20 protein-coding genes are annotated in these 18,445 nt (G+C 31.1%); all 20 read right to left on the reverse strand.

Annotated elements, in window-relative coordinates; translation table 11 throughout:
* Positions 1-6: 6 nt before the first annotated feature.
* The 20 genes from rimM to DWX74_RS00730 all read right to left on the reverse strand — a co-directional run bounded on the left by rimM (position 7) and on the right by DWX74_RS00730 (position 18,412).
* Positions 7-525 (reverse strand): ribosome maturation factor RimM, encoded by a 519-nt coding sequence (gene rimM, locus DWX74_RS00635; protein ID WP_118548159.1) that lies wholly within the window; start codon positions 523-525, stop codon positions 7-9.
* A 91-nt stretch (positions 526-616) separates the two neighbouring features.
* Positions 617-844 carry a KH domain-containing protein gene (locus DWX74_RS00640; protein WP_040410536.1) on the reverse strand — a complete coding sequence of 76 codons (228 nt, stop codon included), beginning with the start codon at positions 842-844 and terminating at the stop codon, positions 617-619.
* 23 nt (positions 845-867) lie between these two features.
* Positions 868-1,119, reverse strand: a complete 252-nt coding sequence (gene rpsP, locus DWX74_RS00645) for a 30S ribosomal protein S16 (RefSeq protein WP_040410420.1) — start codon at positions 1,117-1,119, stop codon at positions 868-870.
* 39 nt (positions 1,120-1,158) lie between these two features.
* A complete protein-coding gene (ffh, locus tag DWX74_RS00650) occupies positions 1,159-2,520 on the reverse strand; it encodes a signal recognition particle protein (RefSeq protein WP_118548161.1) in 1,362 nt (453 codons plus the stop codon).
* Positions 2,517-2,885, reverse strand: coding sequence for a YlxM family DNA-binding protein (ylxM, locus tag DWX74_RS00655; RefSeq protein ID WP_118548163.1), 369 nt, complete (start codon positions 2,883-2,885; stop codon positions 2,517-2,519). Before ylxM ends, ffh begins: the two co-directional genes overlap by 4 nt.
* A 221-nt stretch (positions 2,886-3,106) precedes the next feature.
* Complete coding sequence (gene ftsY / locus DWX74_RS00660; RefSeq protein WP_118548165.1) at positions 3,107-4,450, reverse strand: signal recognition particle-docking protein FtsY; 1,344 nt, start codon at positions 4,448-4,450, stop codon at positions 3,107-3,109.
* A gap of 23 nt (positions 4,451-4,473) precedes the next feature.
* Positions 4,474-8,028, reverse strand: coding sequence for a chromosome segregation protein SMC (gene smc / locus DWX74_RS00665; protein WP_118548167.1), 3,555 nt, complete (start codon positions 8,026-8,028; stop codon positions 4,474-4,476).
* Between the two features lie 41 nt (positions 8,029-8,069).
* The gene (locus DWX74_RS00670; RefSeq protein WP_118548168.1) at positions 8,070-9,137 is read right to left on the reverse strand and encodes an elongator complex protein 3; all 1,068 of its coding nucleotides are present in this window, start codon (positions 9,135-9,137) and stop codon (positions 8,070-8,072) included.
* A 9-nt stretch (positions 9,138-9,146) separates the two neighbouring features.
* Positions 9,147-9,860 (reverse strand): ribonuclease III, encoded by a 714-nt coding sequence (gene rnc, locus DWX74_RS00675; RefSeq protein WP_118548373.1) that lies wholly within the window; start codon positions 9,858-9,860, stop codon positions 9,147-9,149.
* A 163-nt stretch (positions 9,861-10,023) separates the two neighbouring features.
* Positions 10,024-10,551 carry a CD1247 N-terminal domain-containing protein gene (locus tag DWX74_RS00680; RefSeq protein ID WP_118548169.1) on the reverse strand — a complete coding sequence of 176 codons (528 nt, stop codon included), beginning with the start codon at positions 10,549-10,551 and terminating at the stop codon, positions 10,024-10,026.
* A gap of 82 nt (positions 10,552-10,633) precedes the next feature.
* A complete protein-coding gene (efp, locus tag DWX74_RS00685) occupies positions 10,634-11,197 on the reverse strand; it encodes an elongation factor P (RefSeq protein WP_006440085.1) in 564 nt (187 codons plus the stop codon).
* 134 nt (positions 11,198-11,331) lie between these two features.
* Positions 11,332-11,850, reverse strand: coding sequence for a hypothetical protein (locus tag DWX74_RS00690; protein WP_118548171.1), 519 nt, complete (start codon positions 11,848-11,850; stop codon positions 11,332-11,334).
* Positions 11,837-12,262, reverse strand: a complete 426-nt coding sequence (locus DWX74_RS00695) for a hypothetical protein (RefSeq protein WP_118548173.1) — start codon at positions 12,260-12,262, stop codon at positions 11,837-11,839. The genes DWX74_RS00690 and DWX74_RS00695 overlap by 14 nt, the downstream gene beginning before the upstream one ends.
* 42 nt (positions 12,263-12,304) lie before the next feature.
* A complete protein-coding gene (locus tag DWX74_RS00700; RefSeq protein ID WP_118548175.1) occupies positions 12,305-12,949 on the reverse strand; it encodes a hypothetical protein in 645 nt (214 codons plus the stop codon).
* Entirely contained in the window at positions 12,942-13,187 is a 246-nt protein-coding gene (locus DWX74_RS00705) for a hypothetical protein (RefSeq protein WP_118548177.1), read from the reverse strand. Before DWX74_RS00705 ends, DWX74_RS00700 begins: the two co-directional genes overlap by 8 nt.
* A 180-nt stretch (positions 13,188-13,367) precedes the next feature.
* Complete coding sequence (gene aroE / locus DWX74_RS00710) at positions 13,368-14,222, reverse strand: shikimate dehydrogenase (protein ID WP_286164115.1); 855 nt, start codon at positions 14,220-14,222, stop codon at positions 13,368-13,370.
* Positions 14,223-14,402: 180 nt separating this feature from the next.
* Positions 14,403-15,650: a peptidase U32 family protein gene (locus DWX74_RS00715; RefSeq protein WP_118548181.1), complete on the reverse strand. Its 1,248-nt coding sequence runs from the start codon at positions 15,648-15,650 to the stop codon at positions 14,403-14,405.
* A 2-nt stretch (positions 15,651-15,652) separates the two neighbouring features.
* Positions 15,653-16,309 carry an O-methyltransferase gene (locus DWX74_RS00720; RefSeq protein ID WP_006440078.1) on the reverse strand — a complete coding sequence of 219 codons (657 nt, stop codon included), beginning with the start codon at positions 16,307-16,309 and terminating at the stop codon, positions 15,653-15,655.
* A 20-nt stretch (positions 16,310-16,329) separates the two neighbouring features.
* Positions 16,330-17,397 carry an endolytic transglycosylase MltG gene (gene mltG / locus DWX74_RS00725; protein WP_118548183.1) on the reverse strand — a complete coding sequence of 356 codons (1,068 nt, stop codon included), beginning with the start codon at positions 17,395-17,397 and terminating at the stop codon, positions 16,330-16,332.
* Between the two features lie 136 nt (positions 17,398-17,533).
* Entirely contained in the window at positions 17,534-18,412 is an 879-nt protein-coding gene (locus tag DWX74_RS00730; RefSeq protein WP_199647490.1) for a tyrosine-type recombinase/integrase, read from the reverse strand.
* Positions 18,413-18,445 lie beyond the last annotated feature (33 nt).

The following is an 18,445-nucleotide window of genomic DNA, read 5'->3' on the forward strand; positions in this document are numbered from 1 at the left end:
AATCACCTAGTCGTCAAGCATACCTTTTATAGGGTCTATTATCATTTTACCTTCTTCTATATCTATTTCTGGTACAAATTTCATAACAGCCGGTATAAGATATTCTTTTCCTTCTTCATTTTTTATAACATAAACATCATTAGCTGAATACTGAAGTACTTCTTTTAAAACACCTACTTTTTCGCCTGAAACAGTATATACATCCATGCCTATCATGTCAGCTATAAAGAATTCTCCTTCTTCAAGCTCAAATGACTCATCTCTAGATACATATATATCTTTTCCTACAAGCTTTTCAGCCTCTTCAACCCTATCTATTCCTTTTATTTTCATTATGACAAGGTTGCCTTTATATCTAACATCTTCAACTTCCCAAGGATTTTCTCTATCTTTTCCTACATAAAATTCTTCAAGGTAGTCAAATCTGTATATATCATCCGTTGTAGGATAAACTCTTACATCACCTTTTAGGCCCTGTGTTTTTACTATTTTACCAACCTTAAAATGAGTTACTTTTTTTGCCATAATCTCCACCTTAATCTTTTTGTAAGTTCTAGTTTATTTTGCTATTATAAAAGGTTATTAAAAAGGATTAGGCCATAAGACCTAATCCAACTTATACTATCTCAAGAGATACTTTTATTTTCTCTTTATTTGCAACGGATCTAACTACAGTTCTGATAGCTTTTGCTATTCTTCCCTGTTTTCCGATAACCTTTCCCATATCGTCTGGAGCAACAGTAAGTTTTAGGATTATTTCATCCTTTTCTTCTGAAACGCTTACTACTACTTCATCTGGGTTATCAACTAGAGCCTTAGCTATATCTACAACTAGCTCTTTTATCATAGTTTTACATCTCCCGTTTATTATTTAGAAGTTTTAACACCGTTCTGTTCTAATAATTTTTTAACAGTTTCTGTTGGCTGAGCACCTGTAGCTAACCATTTTTCAGCGCTTTCGTTGTTTATTTTTAATACTTTTGGTTCTACTACTGGGTTGTAGTATCCTATTTCTTCTATGAATTTACCATCTCTTGGAGCTCTAGAGTCTGCTACTACTATTCTGTAGAAAGGTTTTTTGTTTGCTCCCATTCTTTTTAATCTTATTTTAACTGCCATTACAGCCACCTCCGAAAATTTTTCTATTTTTATTTTTTATTATTTAAAAAAAGGTAATCCGGCAAAACCGCCCCTTTTCTTTTTACCCTTGCCTTGTGTCATTCCAGTAAACATCTTCATCATTTTCTTCATTTCATTTAACTGTTTTATTAATCTGTTTACTTCCTGCACTGATGTTCCGCTTCCTTTTGCGATTCTTTTCTTTCTAGAAGCGTTTAATATTGAAGGATTTCTTCTTTCCTCCACTGTCATCGACTGAATTATAGCCATACTTCTCTTCATATCTTTATTATTCTGTAGGTCTACATCGCCGATTTGATTTTTCATGTTTGCCATACCTGGCATCATGCCTAATAACTTATCCATTGAACCCATTTTTTTAAGCTGCTCAAACTGATCTAATAAATCCTCAAAGTCAAATTCTTGTTTTCTCATTTTTTTCTCAAGTTCTTTGGCCTTTTCGATATCGACAGCTTCTTGAGCTTTTTCAATCAGACTTAAAACATCGCCCATACCTAATATTCTAGATGCCATTCTATCTGGATGGAATGGTTCTAAATCTTCTAATTTTTCTCCCATCCCTATGAATTTAATAGGTTTCTTTGTGACAGCTCTTATTGATAATGCTGCCCCACCCCTTGTATCACCATCTAGCTTAGTAAGTACTACTCCGTCTATACCTAATGCTTCATTGAAACTTTCAGCAACATTTACTGCATCCTGTCCTGTCATAGCATCGACAGTAAGAAGGATCTCATGAGGTTTTACTTCTGATTTTATATTTTTAAGTTCTTCCATAAGAACTTCGTCAACATGAAGTCTACCAGCTGTATCTATTATAACCATGTCATTTCCATTTTTCTGTGCATGGCTTAGACCTGCTTTTGCTATATTTACTGGATTTTCTTTATCTCCCATAGCAAATACTGGTATATCTAGTTTTTCTCCTACAACCTGTAACTGTTTTATAGCTGCTGGTCTGTAAACGTCACAAGCTACTAATAACGGTTTTTTACCTTGTTTCTTAAAGTATCCACCTAGCTTACCAGCTGTAGTTGTTTTACCTGCCCCCTGAAGACCAACCATCATTATTACTGTTGGTGGCTTAGATGCTATCATTATTTTACTCTGAACATCTCCCATTAAGGTAGTAAGCTCTTCATTGACTATTTTTATTACATGCTGACCAGGAGTAAGACTTTTCATTACTTCCTGTCCAACGCATCTTTCTTGAACTTTCTTTATAAAGTCTTTTACAACCTTGAAGTTAACATCGGCTTCTAATAAAGCTAATTTAACTTCTCTCATTGCATCCTTTACATCTTTTTCAGTAAGTTTACCTTTTGATCTTAACTTACTAAAAGTATTTTGTAATTTATCAGATAATCCTTCAAATATCATTCTATCATCCCCCTACATAAGTCTTCTATTTCATCTAGCTTAGGGATTAATTCGCCACAATCTTTATTGTGCAATAAATCTTGTTTAAAGTCAGCAATTTTTTCTATCATATTCTTTACAGTTTCATCTTTTTTCTGAAGTTCCGACAAAAGATGAAGTTTCTGTTCATAATCTCTCATTACTTTTTCAGCTCTTTTAAGAGTATCGTACACACCCTGTCTTGATACATTAAGATTTTCACTTATTTCTCCAAGTGAATAATCTTCTTCATAATAAAGAGAAACTATTTCTTTTTGTTTGTCTGTAAGAAGGTTCTTATAAACCCCGAACAGTTGTCCAACTTCTATCATCTTCTCCAAATTCATTTTTTCACTTCCTGAATAATTATTAAGTTCACGAATAAGGTCTTATAATTATTAAATACAAACCATTTTTAATGCTTTTTGTATCTGTAAAGGTTAATCACTTTACACTACTATTGTATTTTATATTATAAGACCTCTCTTGTCAACGGTTTTTATTGAAATTTTGACATTTTTATACAGTATTTTTATTCTCTACTTTGATTTAACAATTCTAACTTATATTAATTTCCAAATAGAGCTGCTGTAAATTCTCTCGCATCGAAATCCTGTAAATCCTCAGCCTTTTCTCCAACACCGATTAATTTTACTGGAACATCTACTTCTGATTTAACAGCTAGTACAACTCCACCTTTTGCAGTACCGTCTAACTTAGTAAGAACTATTCCAGTTATATCTGCCACTTCTTTAAAACTTTTAGCCTGAACAACTGCATTCTGTCCTGTAGTTGCATCTACAACTAAAAGAACTTCTTTCTTAGCTTCTGGGAATTCTTTATCTATTATTTTGAATATTTTTCCTAACTCGTTCATTAAGTTAGCTTTATTATGAAGTCTTCCTGCCGTATCGCATATAAGTACATCTGTTTTTCTAGCCTTAGCTGCTTTTATAGCATCAAATACTACTGCACCTGGATCTGCACCTTCATGATGTTTTACTATTTCTGTGTTAGTTCTCTTAGCCCATATATCAAGCTGTTCTGTTGCAGCTGCTCTAAATGTATCTGCTGCAGCTAGCATAACTTTCTTGCCTTCAGATTTATATCTAAGTGCTAACTTTCCTATAGTAGTAGTCTTACCAACACCATTTACTCCTACCATTATTATAATAGCTGGAGAAGGTTCTAGATCTAGCTTAGAATTTCCTTTAGATAAAATTTCTTCTACTATTTCTTTTAATTCTTCTCTGACAGCCATCGGATCTGTTATCTTCTTGCTTCTTACTCTATCATTTAAGTCGTCTATTATCTGCATAGTAGTATTAACACCTACGTCAGCTGTTATTAGAACTTCTTCTAAGTCCTCGAATAACTCATCATCTACACTTGTATATGATTTTAAAACCTCATCTATTCTATCAGTTATTCCCTGTTTAGCCTTTGTAAGTCCCCGTTTTAATCTAGCAAATAGACCTTCTTTTTTAGCCGCTGGTTTTTCTCTACCTTCATTATTACTTTCTTCTGTAATAATTTCTTCTACCTCCTCAACAGCTTCAACTATTTCCTCTACAGGCTCAGAAACTTCCTCTTCTACAGATTTTTCTTCTATTTCAGCCACAGTTTCTTCAAATATAGAAACTCCTTCTTCATCTAAAACAGCATTTATTTCCTCACATTCATCAACTTCTTTTAATGCTTCCTCTGCTGATTCTGGCTGTTCTGATATTTCTTCCTCAACAACTACTTCTTCTACTTTAGTTTCATCCTTAGTATCTTCTTTTTCTGATTCTAAAGTTTCTAAAAATCTTTCGTCGTCTTCTTTAACTTCTTCTTTTTCAACTTCAGAAACTACTTCGTCTACCTGAGTTTCTTCTTTTTTCTTTCCAAAACCAAATAACTTCTTAAACAATTTACCGCCTCCATCTCTAAAGCTTATATAATTCCAGCAAATTTTTCAGCTTCCTGAAGCTTTAGACTTATTATTTTTGATATTGCTCTTTCCTGCATAGTAACTCCATAAATATATTCTGCTGCTTCCATAGTACCTCTTCTATGTGTAACAGCTATGAACTGAGTTTCCTGTGATAATTCTTTTAAAAATTCTCCAAATCTGTATACATTTATATCGTCTAGTGGTGCCTCGATTTCATCTAGTATACAGAATGGTGTCGGTCTAGAGATAATTATAGCAAACAGTATACAAATTGCTGTAAGCGCCTTTTCTCCACCTGATAAAAGATTTATATTCTTCATTTTTTTACCTGGTGGCTGAGCTGTTATAATTATATCGCTTTCAAGAATATTTTCTTTGTCAGCTATAGTTAATTCTCCAGTTCCTCCTCCAAATAATTTCTTATATACATTCTTGAAATTATTTGAAATCTCTCCAAATTTTTCAACGAACTCTTTTTTCATATTGTGCTCTAATTCTTTTATAAGCTTAGTTATACCTGCTATAGACTCCTCTAAATCAGCTTTTTGACTGCGATAAAGGTCGTATCTTTCCTTTGTTTCCTTATACTCCTCTATAGAATCCAGATTTACACTTCCTATAGCTCTCTTCTCTCTTTTTAAAGAGTCTATTTCTTTCTTGCTTATCTGAAGTTCGTCATTTCTAAATTCTGATGCCTGCATAAATGTCATATCGTACTGCTCAAACATCTTATTCAGATATCCTTCTCTATTAGACTTAAATCTTTCTAGTTTAGAGTTAATCTTATAAAGTTCCTCTCTAAACTCTAGAACTTCTCTCTCATTTCTTTTTATTTCCTTTGATTTTTCATCTAAACTATTCTTAAACTCTGCTTTTTTAAGCTTTTTATCTTCTAATATTCTATTAGCCTCTAAGTGCTCTTTCTGTAAATTAGATTTTTCTAATTCCTCAGCACTTATAGTTTTTCCAAATTCTTCTACAGCTTTTAAATCCTCTTCTATTTCTTTCTTCATACCATCAATTTTTATAACGGTATTTTCATTTTCCATAGAAATTCTACTAGTGTTTGAATTGAGCGATTTTAAATCATTATTTAAATTTATTAGCTCTATATTTAACTCTTCAAAATCTTTTCTCTCTTTATCGTAAAGGTTTTTACTTTCTTCAAGCACTTTATTAAGCTTCTCAACTTCTTCTCTAGTTTCTTCTGATTTTTTATCTATCTCTTCTATTTTTTCATTGGCAGATTTTAATTTGGATATAGTGTATTCCATATTAGAGCTAATACTTTCTTTTTCTCTTTCTAATTTATCAATATTAGTTCTATATTCTGAAATTTTTTCCTCTAATTTCTTTATCTCTGCTTTCTTTAAAAGTATATTTTTCTCAATTGTATTTTTTTCAGAATTAGCTTTATCTTTTTCTGTGTATAGATTAGTTTTTTCTTCTTTTAACTGTTTAAGTTCTGATTCTTCTTTATCTATACTTGCAGAAAGCTCTTCTATTTTTTCAGTATACTCGCCTATAATTCTCTTTCTAGATAATAGATTTGCGCTATTTTTTATACTACCACCAGTTATAGATCCACCTGGTTTTAGTATTTCTCCATCAAGAGTAGCAATTTTTATCTTATACTTAGTATCTCTTGCAAACTGTATAGCCTTATCTATATCTTCAATTACAACAGTTTTTCCAAGTAGTCCCTCTACTACGTTTCTGTATTTTTCATCAAATTCTAATAGTTCTGATGCTATTCCTATAGGCTCTACCTTAGATTTTACATCTTTTAAATCTATTAAATTAGGTGTAACTACATTTAATGGAAGGAATGTAACTCTTCCACTCTCTGTTTTCTTTAGGAATTCTATCGCTTCTTTAGCACATTCTTCGTCTTCTGTTATTATATTTTGCATAGCAGCTGCAAGTGATGCCTCTATTGCCTTTTCATACTTTTCAGAAACAGAAATAACCTGTGCTACAGCTCCATCTATCCCTCTAAGTTTTTTATTTTTTAATACTTCTTTTACTCCACGATTAAAACCGTCGTATTGGTTTTCCATCTCTACATATATTTTTTTCTTAGATTCGAATTCATTTAACTTATACTTATTATCAGTTATATTCTTGTTTAACTCATCTATTTTTTTAGATACATTTTCTATCTGTTTTGTGTTTTCTTCTATTTTTTTAGATACACTTTCAAACTCAAAATTTATATTTTCAAGTTCTTCTTTTTCTTTTTCAATAGATTTAGAAGTACTTTTTATAAATTTCTCATTTTCGTCAGTAGATTCATCTATCGACTGCCATCTCTGATTCATATTATCTCTATTTGCTTCAAGAGAAGATACATTATTAGATATAGACTGTTTTTCATTTAATAGATTTATTCTATTATCTTTCAATTCATCTATTTTCTTTTCAATGCTGTCTATATTTTCCTTTTGTTCTTTGTTTTTTGCTCCTTTTTTATCTAAAGTAGCCTCAAGTTCTTCTTTTTTAGAGTTTAAAATTTCTATCTTCTGAAGATTTTCCTTTTTATCCTCGTCATTTTTTTCTGATAGAGTACTAAGTTTTTCTATTTCTTCTTTTTTTCTATCTATTTCTTTTTTCTTATTATTGCTCTTTTCTGTTACAAGATTTATATCTGACTCTTTCTGAGCTATCATTTCCTTAATTGAAGAAATATATTCATTCCCTTTTTCAATTTCTTCATCTAAAACCTCAGCCTCTAATCTTAAATCTTCGTATTCTTCTTCTAAAGATTTATTTTTTGCTTCACCAGTATTTATCTTCTTTTCTCTTTCTTCTAAAGTTACTTTTATATCCTTAGCTTCTTTATCTATCTTATTTATTTCTCTTAAAAAGCTATTTATCTCTAACTCTTTAAGCCTTCCAGATATTTCTAAGAATTTCTCAGCTTTTTCCTTCTGATTTTTCAATGGATTAATCTGTTTTTCTATTTCTATATAAATATCATTTATTCTCTCTAAGTTTTCTGCTGTATTTTTAAGATTTCTTTCAGCCTCTTGTTTTTTATATCTGTATTTAGCTATTCCGCAAGCCTCATCAAATACTTTTCTTCTAGCTCCCGGATTATTACTCAATATTTCATCTACTTTCCCCTGCTCTATAATTGAATAACTGTCTTTTCCAATACCAGTATCTAAGAATAATTCTTTGATATCCTTTAATCTACATGGCTTTCCATTTAAGAAGAACTGACTTTCACCGTTTCTATAAGCTCTTCTTTTTATTGTAAGTTCTGTAAATTCTATATCTATTTCTCCATCAGAATTATCAATAGTTAGAGATACCTCACAGTAATTCATAGGTTTTTTCTTGTCTGATCCAGCAAATATAACGTCTTCTAACTTATCTCCTCTAAGACTTTTTATACTCTGCTCTCCCAAAACCCATCTCACAGCATCAGATATATTACTCTTTCCACTACCATTTGGTCCAACTATGGCTGTTATCCCATTTTTAAATACTATATCTGTCTTTTCTGGAAATGATTTGAACCCTTTTAATTCGAGCTCCTTCAAATACATACTCTCATCTCCTCTCTCAGCTTAATTTTTATCCTGAATATCTATAATCCATAAATTTCTAGTAATTTTTTATTTATTTCATCTACAGATGCTTCAACTAATAATCCTTTTTCTCCGTATAATCTAAATGTATCTTTATCTATATCTTCTTCTTTTACTTTTAGATTCATATTTTTATTTTCTTTTAGGTATTTTACGTTTGATTTTTTATTTCCTATAGCTTTTGATATGTTTTTCTTGTTAACACCTAAAGATATATTTTTTTCGTCGTTCTCTTCCGCTATATGTATAATATAATCTCTTATCATTTCAGATTCTACAAGTTCTCTAAACGCTGGATGATATGGACCATCTATAACATCCTTTCCAAGCTGGATATCATCTGTTGCCTGAAGTCCAACTCTTATTACGTTTATATTGTTTACATAGTATAAGACAAGTAATTTTTTTACAATCTCTATACTTTCTGATAATGTGAATGGCTTATACGCTCCAGATTCAAGCCGTCTTTCAAGTCCAGTTTCTTTTATTACTAGAGTAGGATAGATTCTCACACAGAACGGATCCATTTTTATAAATTCTCTAGCTGTAAATAAACATTTTTCTTCTGAATCACTCGGAAGACCTACCATCATCTGAAGACCTAAGTTTATTCCGTGATTTTTAATCATTTCGGCACTTTTATAAACTACATTTGAATTATGTCCTCTTATACTGTCTAAAAGAACTCGTTCATCTAGTGACTGAACACCAAGCTCTATTATAGTAGTCCCGTATGATTTTACCATTTCTAGTATTTCATCTGTTATACAGTCTGGTCTAGTAGACATTCTTATATCTTTAACTATCCCTCTATCTTTATATTCTTTTGCAACTGCTAAAAGACTTCTCTGTATATCCATATCTATAGCTGTAAAGCTTCCTCCAAAGAATGCTATCTCAACTTCAGCATCCTCATCTATTGTAGGAAGACATTCTTCTATTATATCTCTAACTATCTCAGGTGTAACTGTAGTGCATACCCCTGTTATTTTCTTCTGATTACAGAATATGCAGTCATTTGGACAACCTTGATGTGGTACAAAAATAGGTATTATTCTCTTTTTCATCGTATTCACCTATCTTTCAGCATCTATCAAGTTTGATATTGCTGCCTTTGCTGCAGCTTGTTCGGCTTCTTTCTTGCTTTTGCCTTTTCCTACGCCTAATTCTTTTTTATCCACACCTACCATCATTATGAATGTTTTATTGTGGTCTGGTCCATCTTCATCAATTAATTTGTACCATATATTTCTAGTTCCATTTTTCTGTATTTCTTCCTGAAGCTGAGTCTTATAATCTCTAAATATCTTTCCATCTATTGAATCTTTTATTATATTTGATAAATTAGATAGTATAAATTTAGAAACATTTTCTATTCCACCATCTAGGTATATAGCTGCAATAACCGCTTCAAATGCATCTGCAAGTATAGATTTTCTCTCTCTACCACCTGTAGCTTCTTCACCTCTACCTAAAAGAATATAATCTCCTAGGTTTATATTCTTAGCTGCTTCACTAAGTGAACCTTCACAAACTATGTTAGCTCTTAATTTTGTAAGTTCCCCTTCTGGAACCCCTGTTTCTTTTTTAAATATATGATCACTTATAACAAGTCCAAGTACTGAATCCCCTAAGAATTCCATTCTTTCATTATATTTAAACTTCTTATTTTCATTTGAATAAGAACTATGTGTTAGAGCTTCTAATATATATTCTCTGTTATTAAATTTGTAGCCTATAACAGCTTCAAATTTATCTATATTTTCTTTTATTTCATTAAAAGATTTCATGTGCATATTTTTGCCTCCAATTTTTATGATAAATTTTGTATTTTATCAAATTTCTCCGTGCATTTCTATGATTAATTGTATCATAAAAAAATGCCTATGAAAAACCAATCTCATAGGCATTTTTTAATTTTACATAGATTTTTACTTTTCTATAAAGATCGATTTATTCTTCGTCTTCTCCACAGCATCCTTCGCATGAACAGCATCCATCTTCGCATTCATCATCGAAGTCTTCTGAAGATAATATAACTTCTTCACAATAAGGACAAACTATATCTAAATCGTCATCGTAAAGTTCATCTTCGTCTATTTCTACTAGTTCACCGCAGTATGGGCATTCCATTTCAATGTAGCCGTAATCGTCGTCATCTTCATCATCACAATCACAATCGCATTCACATTCATAAAGATCTTCTATATCTTCTTCCATGTCTTCTAATTCATCGTATATATCGTCTATGTTTTCTTCTAATTCTTCCATATCTTCATACATATCTGCTAAATCTGAATCCACGCCTTCTATATATTCACGAAGCTCTTCATTTTCATCCTGAAGTCTGTTTATAGCATTAGCAAAATGATCTAAAGTTTCTATCATTTTATCTATTACTTTACCATTTTTACCTTCTTTTGCTATTTCAAGTCCTTCTGCTAATCCTTTTAGGTATGCAACATTTTCTTTTACTTTCATGTCCTGCCCCTCGCTTTCAATGCTTTGTTTTACATCGACTTTAGTCGGTGCCACACATTTTAATTTGGTTTGAAATTTGATATTAGTTGTTTACTCTTGATAAATATTCACCAGTTCTAGTGTCTATTTTTATTTTGTCTCCTTCATTTATGAATAAAGGAACCTGAACAACTGCTCCAGTTTCAACTGTAGCTGATTTTGTTACGTTACTTGCTGTATTTCCTTTTATACCAGGTTCTGTTTCAGTTATTTCTAACTCAACAAAGTTTGGTCCTTCAACTTCGAATGGACTTCCCTGGAAGAATCTTATTGTAGCAACTTCATTTTCTTTCATGAATTTTATAGCATCTTCAACCCGTACGTAATCTAATGCTATCTGATCAAATGTTTCCTGATCCATGAAGTAGTATAATTCACCATCGTTGTATAGATACTGCATCTGTTTAGTTTCTATCTGAGCTTTAGGGAATTTATCACTTGGGTTAAAAGCTTCTTCTCTAGTTGCTCCTGTTATAAGATTTCTGTATTTTGTTCTAACGAAAGCAGCCCCTTTTCCAGGTTTAACGTGCTGGAAATCTACTACTAGACATGGCTGACCGTCTTTTTCAAAAGTTACACCTTTTCTGAATTCACTTGCTGTTACCATATATATAACCTCCAATAAATATTACTTAACCTCTAAAGGCTATTTTGTGTATTCTTATAATAATTCATAATCCTACTGATAACATAATATCATAAATCATATGATTTAAACAAGTATTTTTACATTTGACAATATCAATTTCTTAACCTTATATTTATTATATCATTAAATTGATTATTATTTTTGTTAAGTTTAAGTTTAATTGAAAAAGAATTATCGGAATCCTTTTTAGCTTCAATTCCTTCAGCATAATTTCCTATTTCATAATTTCCTCCGTTATATGATATGAATAGCTTTTTATTATACTTATTTACGTGTATAGATTTATCTTTTACCTTTACAACACCCGACTTAACATCATCAAACCGAGATATTTTGATTTTGTCCACCGCTACAAAGTCATCTTCTGGCATTATATTTTTATTATTTTTGTAAAACTTTATATTATTTGAATTTCTCAGCTCTCTTTTTAAACTCGATTTTATCTCGTTAAATTGCTCCATTAACTCAATTCTATTATCTGTTTGCTCTACAAGTGATATGGATTCATTGAGCATTAAATTGACAGTACTCATAACAATCAATGATATACAAATAGCTACAAATACCTCTACCATTAAATATCCTTCTTTTTTCTTGCTATTCTTTATCATTGGAGTATATTCCCTCCTTAAATAAAATCCTTCCAGATATAGGTGTTATAGTTATTGTATATGTCTTTTCCTTATATCTTACTTCAATAGTACCAGAATCCATAGGTATACCATCTGATTTAAACATTATTCTTTTTATATTACTTGCAACTTTGATATCCTTATCTACATACTTTTCTTTTATAAGTTTCAAATCAAAAAATGTCCTGTAACAACTCCTATTATTTACCTTAGCTATACGCATATACTCACCTATTCCAGATAGGTTTTTCCTTTTCAATAGCCTTAGTTCAGAACATAGTTTTCTCCGTTCCCATTCAGATTTCATATATCCAGAATCAGCCTTTGGAACTACAATTCCTACAAGCAATATAACAAGACTCATCCCTATAATAAGTTCAGCTAAGCTCACATTCCTTCCCTCTTCATAAAAACACCTCTATATTTACAATTATCACTCTTTTACTACTCTAAATATAAGTGCATCCCTTGCATCTATATTTTCTATAATATCCTCTTCAGGTTCAATCTCAGGTGGCTGCTCTTCTACATTTCCACCAGGATTTTCCTCAGGATTAACACCATTTTCTTGTTCTATATTATTTTCATTATCTTCCTTGATAGGTCTATCTTTTCTCAAATTCTTTAAGGTAACACAGAGCTCTAACTTTCTTTTCATATTGTACTCTTTTTCATATACAGTTACATTTACCCAGAATTTATAGAGCAATGAGCCATCCTCTGAAATATCATCCTTTACAACATCAATTTTTACATTTTCCATATTTACATCTGACAAATTTTCTATCTCGGATACATACTGCTTTCTATACTCAAAACTCTCTATTCTATTTTTAAAATCGTCTTTATAAGGACTTATATCGTATAATCTTTGAGTTGCCTCTACAATTTTTTCCTCTGTGATTATCATCGCACCTTCAGATTTTCTTAAAAGATTTTCAGATTGTACATCTATCCACTCACTTTTCCCATAATCTATCAATCTATTTTGAATCGACATACAAGAAAGCGTTAAAAGTGTAAGGACCATTATAGCCATAATAGATGCACTTCCAATTCTTTTTTTTAATTTACTCATCTAAAGACAATCCTTCTTCTACACCCGCATATCTCTCGTATCCCTGTAGCTTAATAGTTTCATCATCTTTTTTAGCATCTACTGTAACCATATATACACCTCTTGCCTTGTCTACGATATTAATACTTTTTCTTATCTCTATCTCATTTAAATTGGAATTGGTTTTAGTTTTAGTTTTTTTATTAAAACTTCCATTTTTTATATTATCCAACTCTAAATTTAGTTCTTTTTCCGCCATATACACAAGTTCCTTATATTCCTTTTTCTTGTTCAAGATAAAGTTAGTATTGCTATTAAATGTAGAAAATAAATACATCGCTAAAAATAATATAGATACTGCAATAATTGCATCGGTTATTATAAATCCATTCTTGTGTTTATTAAATTTTAGGAACCCATTTGCATCACCCTCTGTTGTTTAGATTCTTTCTGATTGGAACATCTCCTTTAGAATTTCTGCATCCTTTGAATCAACAGTCTTTCCAGTCCATATTTCAAATGCATCTATACCTTGGTTTATAAGCATATCTATTCCATGTATAACTTTTAAATTATTTTTCTCTGCCCATTTGATCAAATTGGTTCTATGAGGTTTGTAAACTATATCGTACACCACTATATCGCTAGATACATCCATACTCTCATCTATAGGGCATTCTTCGCTTTCCATGCCTATTGGAGTAGTATTTATCAGAAAATCATACTTTTCTAAATCATTCTTATTGACCTCTTCTTTTGAATATACAACCTCTGTCCCAAATACAGAATTTACTCTTTTAGCTATTTTTTCTGCATTTTCAAGACTTCTATTTCTTATATCAATTTTTTTAATTCCATTAGATGCCATTTCAATAGCTATACTTCTACATGCACCACCGCAGCCAAGTATAAGCGCACTCTTACCTTTTATAGATATACCTCTATCTGTAATAGCCTTTACAAATCCTCTTCCATCTGTATTGTACCCTTTTAAAATTCCATCCTCATTTTTGACAGTATTTACAGCACCTATTAATTCTGCATTTCTATCAATCTCATCTATTCCTGCCATTATATCCGTCTTGTATGGAATAGTTACATTAAACCCACCTGTGTTTAATATTCTCATAGCTTCTACAGATTTATATATTTTTTTAGGCTCTATATCAAAACATAGATACGCTCCATTCACACCGTATTTTTCAAATAAATAACTGTGCATATTAGGTGAAAAACTATTTTTAACTGGATGACCTAAAAGCGCAAAGATTCTTGTTTCTGAATTTGTTCCCATAATTTCTCCTTTCATATATATAATCTTCAAAAGTTTTTTATTATATACATTTTCTCATTATTTTTTATATTTAAACACTATCTATTATCAAAATAAATCCGTAAGTATACAATCGTTTACAAATTATTATACAAAAATAGGCCCTCCCTATTGAATAGAGAGAGCCCACTAAAATTCCTATTAATTATCTACTTTTTCTTCTATAGGTTTTCTAAGCATATAATCTTTTTCAACTGGTACATCTAGTTTCATTTTTACTATCTGTCTTGGATGTGGAGCTGATTCTATTGGTTCACCGTCTTCATTGTACATTTCTAATATCTTAGCATACATAGTTTCTTTGTATGGAGCCATTATTTCTATATCTTCTCCAACAGACATTTTATTTCTCTGTTCTACTATTGCAAGACCAGTTTCCTCATCATGTCCTCTAACAACACCTATAAAATCGTAGTTTCTTACATAAGATGCAGATTCGTAGTTCTGATCTTCTGTATCTGGTTTGTGTAGGTAGAATCCTGTTGTAAAGTGTCTGTGACTTCCTTTTTTAAGCTCTTCCATCCACATTGGGTTGTATGTCCAGTTTTCTGGATCTTCATAATATGCGTCTAATGCCATTCTATATGCTCTAACAACTGTTGCAACATAGTAAGCTGTTTTCATTCTTCCTTCTATTTTTAAACTCATTATACCTGATTCAACAAGCTCTGGTATATGTTCTATCATACAAAGGTCTTTTGAGTTGAAGAAGAATGTTCCTCTTTCATCTTCGTATATTGGGAAGTATTCACCTGGTCTTTTTTCTTCCATTAGGTAGTACTGCCATCTGCATGACTGTGCACAAGAACCTTTATTAGCTTCTCTACCTGTCATGTAGTTACTTATTAAACATCTTCCAGAGTAAGATATACACATTGCACCATGCATAAATGCTTCTATTTCTAAATCATCTGGAGTTTTTTCTCTTATTTCTTTTATTTCTTCAAAAGACATTTCTCTAGCAACAACTACTCTTTTTATTCCCTGGTTATACCAGAAGTTTGCACTTTCAAAGTTTGTAGTATTAGCCTGAGTACTTAAATGTAATTCCATTTCTGGAACAACTCTCTTAGCTACACTTATAACCCCTGGGTCAGATACTATTATCGCATCTATTCCTATTCTCTGTAATTCTAGTAAATATTCATCTAAGTATTTAAAGTCTTCGTTGTGAGGTATTATATTAACTGTTACATATACTTTTTTTCCTCTTGCATGTGCGAATTCAACACCTTCTGCCATATCTTCTATACTGAAGTTTTTAGCAGCTGATCTCATTCCAAATACTTCTCCACCTATATATACAGCATCAGCACCGTATATTATGGCAGTTTTTAATTTCTCAAGGTCTCCCGCTGGAGCCAATAATTCTGCTCTTTTCATTTCCATAATTACTTTCTCTCTCCTTCTTTATAACTTAACGCTACACCATCTCCTATTGGTATTAGAGATGTGCTTAAATAATCACAAGTGCATATATAATCCAGATAATTTCTCATTCTCTTAACTATTGTTTTCTTTCTTCTTACAACGAAATCGTCGTGAGCAACCATTCCTTTGTAAAGTATATTATCTGAAACTACAAGTCCACCTTTTTTTAGTCTATCTATTACAAGATCAAAGAATAACTGATACTGACCTTTAGCTGCATCTATAAATATCATATCAAATTCTCCGTCTATTGTTTTTAATGTTTCTTCTGCATCTCCTTCAAGAATAGTTATCTTATCCTCAAGTCCTGCTCTTTTTATGTTTTCTTTTGCTTTTTCTATCATAACTTCATTTCTTTCAGTCGTTATAATTTCAACATCTCCACCTAAAACAGATGCAAAGAATATTGACGAATACCCTATTGCACATCCTATTTCAAGTATTCTCTTAGGTCTATGTATTTTTAATATAACTTTTAAAAGATCTGATACCTCTTTGTGAATTATAGGAACACTATTTTCGTGGGCATAATCTTCTAATTCTTTAAGTAACCCATCTTTTTCAGCTAGTGTTTCTCTTATATATTCTTCAACAAGGTCGTTTACTATATTGCTCATAAAATCTCTCCACTTCCTAATTAATTTGTCTCAGTTTCTTTATTTTGAGTTTCCTGTTTCTTTTTTTCTCTCTGTTCTTTATACTGTTTTTCGTATTTTAAATGCTCTTCATAAGTTTTAGCGTAGTTATTACCCCCACCATCTGTTTTAGCAACAAAGTATAGGTAATCTGTTTCAGCAGGGTTTATAGCTGCTTCTATTGATTCCCAAGCTGGATTTGCTATAGGTGTAGGTGGTAGCCCTTTGTATTTATATGAATTGTATGGTGATTCAACCTTCAAATCATTGTAGCTGACAACCTTTCTTCTTTCCTTAAACGCATACTGAACTGTAGCATCAGATTGAAGTAGCATATCTTTTGCTAATCTATTGTAAAACACACTCGCAATTAAAGGTCTATCCTCATCTAAAACAGCCTCTTTTTCTACTATAGATGCCATTTTCATAACATCGTAGAAGTTAAGGTCTTTATGTTTTTCCATTTCTGGTTTTATTTTAGCTTTATATATTTCGTCGAATTTATTAAGCATTCTAGAGATTACTTCTCTTTCACTCTCTCCTTCAGAGCAGAAATATGTGCTAGGATAAAGGAATCCTTCTAAGCTTTTTATGTTCTTATCTTTTAAAAACTCATACTTATCTCTAAACTCATCTGGATTGTTTATAAGTTTTTCATAATTTTCTTTGCTTCCAAGTTTTTTCTTAACTAACTCGTCTATTATCTCAGCAGAAGTAGCTCCCTCTTTTACAGTAACTTTAGGACCAGAATGGTATATTTTACCAGCTGCTATATCATCTATTATCTCTTCATTAGTGTATGATTGGTCAAACTGATATTCTCCGGCTTTAAACTGAGATGCTTTCCCGCTCATTTTTACATTTATCTTAAATACTAATTTATTTTTTATAAGTTTTGCATCACTAAGTATATCAGCTATATTATCTGTTCCAGAACCAGATGGAATGTTTACTACTACCTTTTTTTCTTCATTTACATCATATGCACCAGACCGCTTTTTAAAATATATACCCCCAGATGCTGCTATTACAACAAAAAGTACCAAAATAACTAAAAACTTTTTTTTCATATTTTTTCTCCTTTTTTATTGGATTATAACTCTGCAATTATAAATTATAACAGTAACATAAAAAAAAGTCTAACAAATAATGTTAGACTTTGTATTTTATAAGTATTTTATAATTCCATTTTATTTGTACTCAGTATTATTTTCTCGGGTGTCTTAGATTCATTTCTTTTCTCATATTTTGATCTATGCAGTTTAAATATGACTGTATACTAGATAAATTAGTATTTCCTAGAATTTTATTTACAGACGCTATATTGGCACCCTTATTTATCATATGTATTGCAAATGAATGTCTTAGCATAGTTGGATTGATGTTTTTATTTATATTTGCCTTTTGAGAATATCTTTTAATTATTTTCCATAATCCCTGTCTTGTAAATCTATGCCCTAATGCACTTACAAATAAAGCGTTTTCACCCTCAGCGGCTACATTATCTCTAGCTTCATTTACATAAAGCTCTAAGTATTTCTTAGTTACATCTATAAGAGGTATAACCCTTTTATTCTTAGTTGAAGAACAAGTTATACTACCCATTTCAAAATCTATATCGTCTATATTAAGGTCTATCAGCTCAGATACCTTCATTCCTGTGCCGTACAACACCTCAAATATAGCCTTATCTCTTTTTAATTTATTTGAGTCTAAACTTTCGAAATTTAACAGAGCTTCTATTTCTTCTTCTGTTAAAATCTCAACTGCTTCTTTTTTTATCTTTGGCTTTTTAATATTTTTAGCCGGATCTGTTTCACAAATCTTACTAAAGAATAGATAGTCGTGGAAAGATTTTATAGATGATGTAGTTCTAGCTATAGTAGAAACAGATGTATTGTTCTTTTCTAGATCAACTAGATAGTTTAATATATCTGTTTCTACAACATCTTTGATATCTATATTTTTTTCCTCTAAATAATCCTTATATTTTTTTAAATCTATTCTATAAGATGAAACAGTGTTTGAAGATAATTTTCTTTTATTTTCTATATAATCTATATATTCTTTTATTAAATTGTCCATCCTAAACTCCTCATTCGATTTCTTACACATCGT

It is taken from the genome of Peptoclostridium sp. AF21-18, from assembly GCF_003478825.1.
Lineage (GTDB): Bacteria > Bacillota > Clostridia > Peptostreptococcales > Peptostreptococcaceae > Peptacetobacter.

Coding starts and splice junctions, on each gene's coding strand:
- DWX74_RS00730 (WP_199647490.1), bottom strand. CDS start 18,412: ATGGACAATTTAATAAAAGAATATATAGATTATATAGAAAATAAAAGA.
- DWX74_RS00680 (WP_118548169.1), bottom strand. CDS start 10,551: ATGAAAGTAAAAGAAAATGTTGCATACCTAAAAGGATTAGCAGAAGGA.
- DWX74_RS00670 (WP_118548168.1), bottom strand. CDS start 9,137: ATGAAAAAGAGAATAATACCTATTTTTGTACCACATCAAGGTTGTCCA.
- mltG (WP_118548183.1), bottom strand. CDS start 17,397: ATGAAAAAAAAGTTTTTAGTTATTTTGGTACTTTTTGTTGTAATAGCA.
- ylxM (WP_118548163.1), bottom strand. CDS start 2,885: ATGAATTTGGAGAAGATGATAGAAGTTGGACAACTGTTCGGGGTTTAT.
- DWX74_RS00720 (WP_006440078.1), bottom strand. CDS start 16,309: ATGAGCAATATAGTAAACGACCTTGTTGAAGAATATATAAGAGAAACA.
- DWX74_RS00705 (WP_118548177.1), bottom strand. CDS start 13,187: ATGGCGGAAAAAGAACTAAATTTAGAGTTGGATAATATAAAAAATGGA.
- rpsP (WP_040410420.1), bottom strand. CDS start 1,119: ATGGCAGTTAAAATAAGATTAAAAAGAATGGGAGCAAACAAAAAACCT.
- rimM (WP_118548159.1), bottom strand. CDS start 525: ATGGCAAAAAAAGTAACTCATTTTAAGGTTGGTAAAATAGTAAAAACA.
- efp (WP_006440085.1), bottom strand. CDS start 11,197: ATGGTAACAGCAAGTGAATTCAGAAAAGGTGTAACTTTTGAAAAAGAC.
- DWX74_RS00700 (WP_118548175.1), bottom strand. CDS start 12,949: ATGAGTAAATTAAAAAAAAGAATTGGAAGTGCATCTATTATGGCTATA.
- rnc (WP_118548373.1), bottom strand. CDS start 9,860: ATGAAATCTTTTAATGAAATAAAAGAAAATATAGATAAATTTGAAGCT.
- DWX74_RS00715 (WP_118548181.1), bottom strand. CDS start 15,650: ATGGAAATGAAAAGAGCAGAATTATTGGCTCCAGCGGGAGACCTTGAG.
- aroE (WP_286164115.1), bottom strand. CDS start 14,222: ATGGGAACAAATTCAGAAACAAGAATCTTTGCGCTTTTAGGTCATCCA.
- smc (WP_118548167.1), bottom strand. CDS start 8,028: ATGTATTTGAAGGAGCTCGAATTAAAAGGGTTCAAATCATTTCCAGAA.
- DWX74_RS00690 (WP_118548171.1), bottom strand. CDS start 11,850: ATGATAAAGAATAGCAAGAAAAAAGAAGGATATTTAATGGTAGAGGTA.
- ffh (WP_118548161.1), bottom strand. CDS start 2,520: ATGATATTTGAAGGATTATCTGATAAATTACAAAATACTTTTAGTAAG.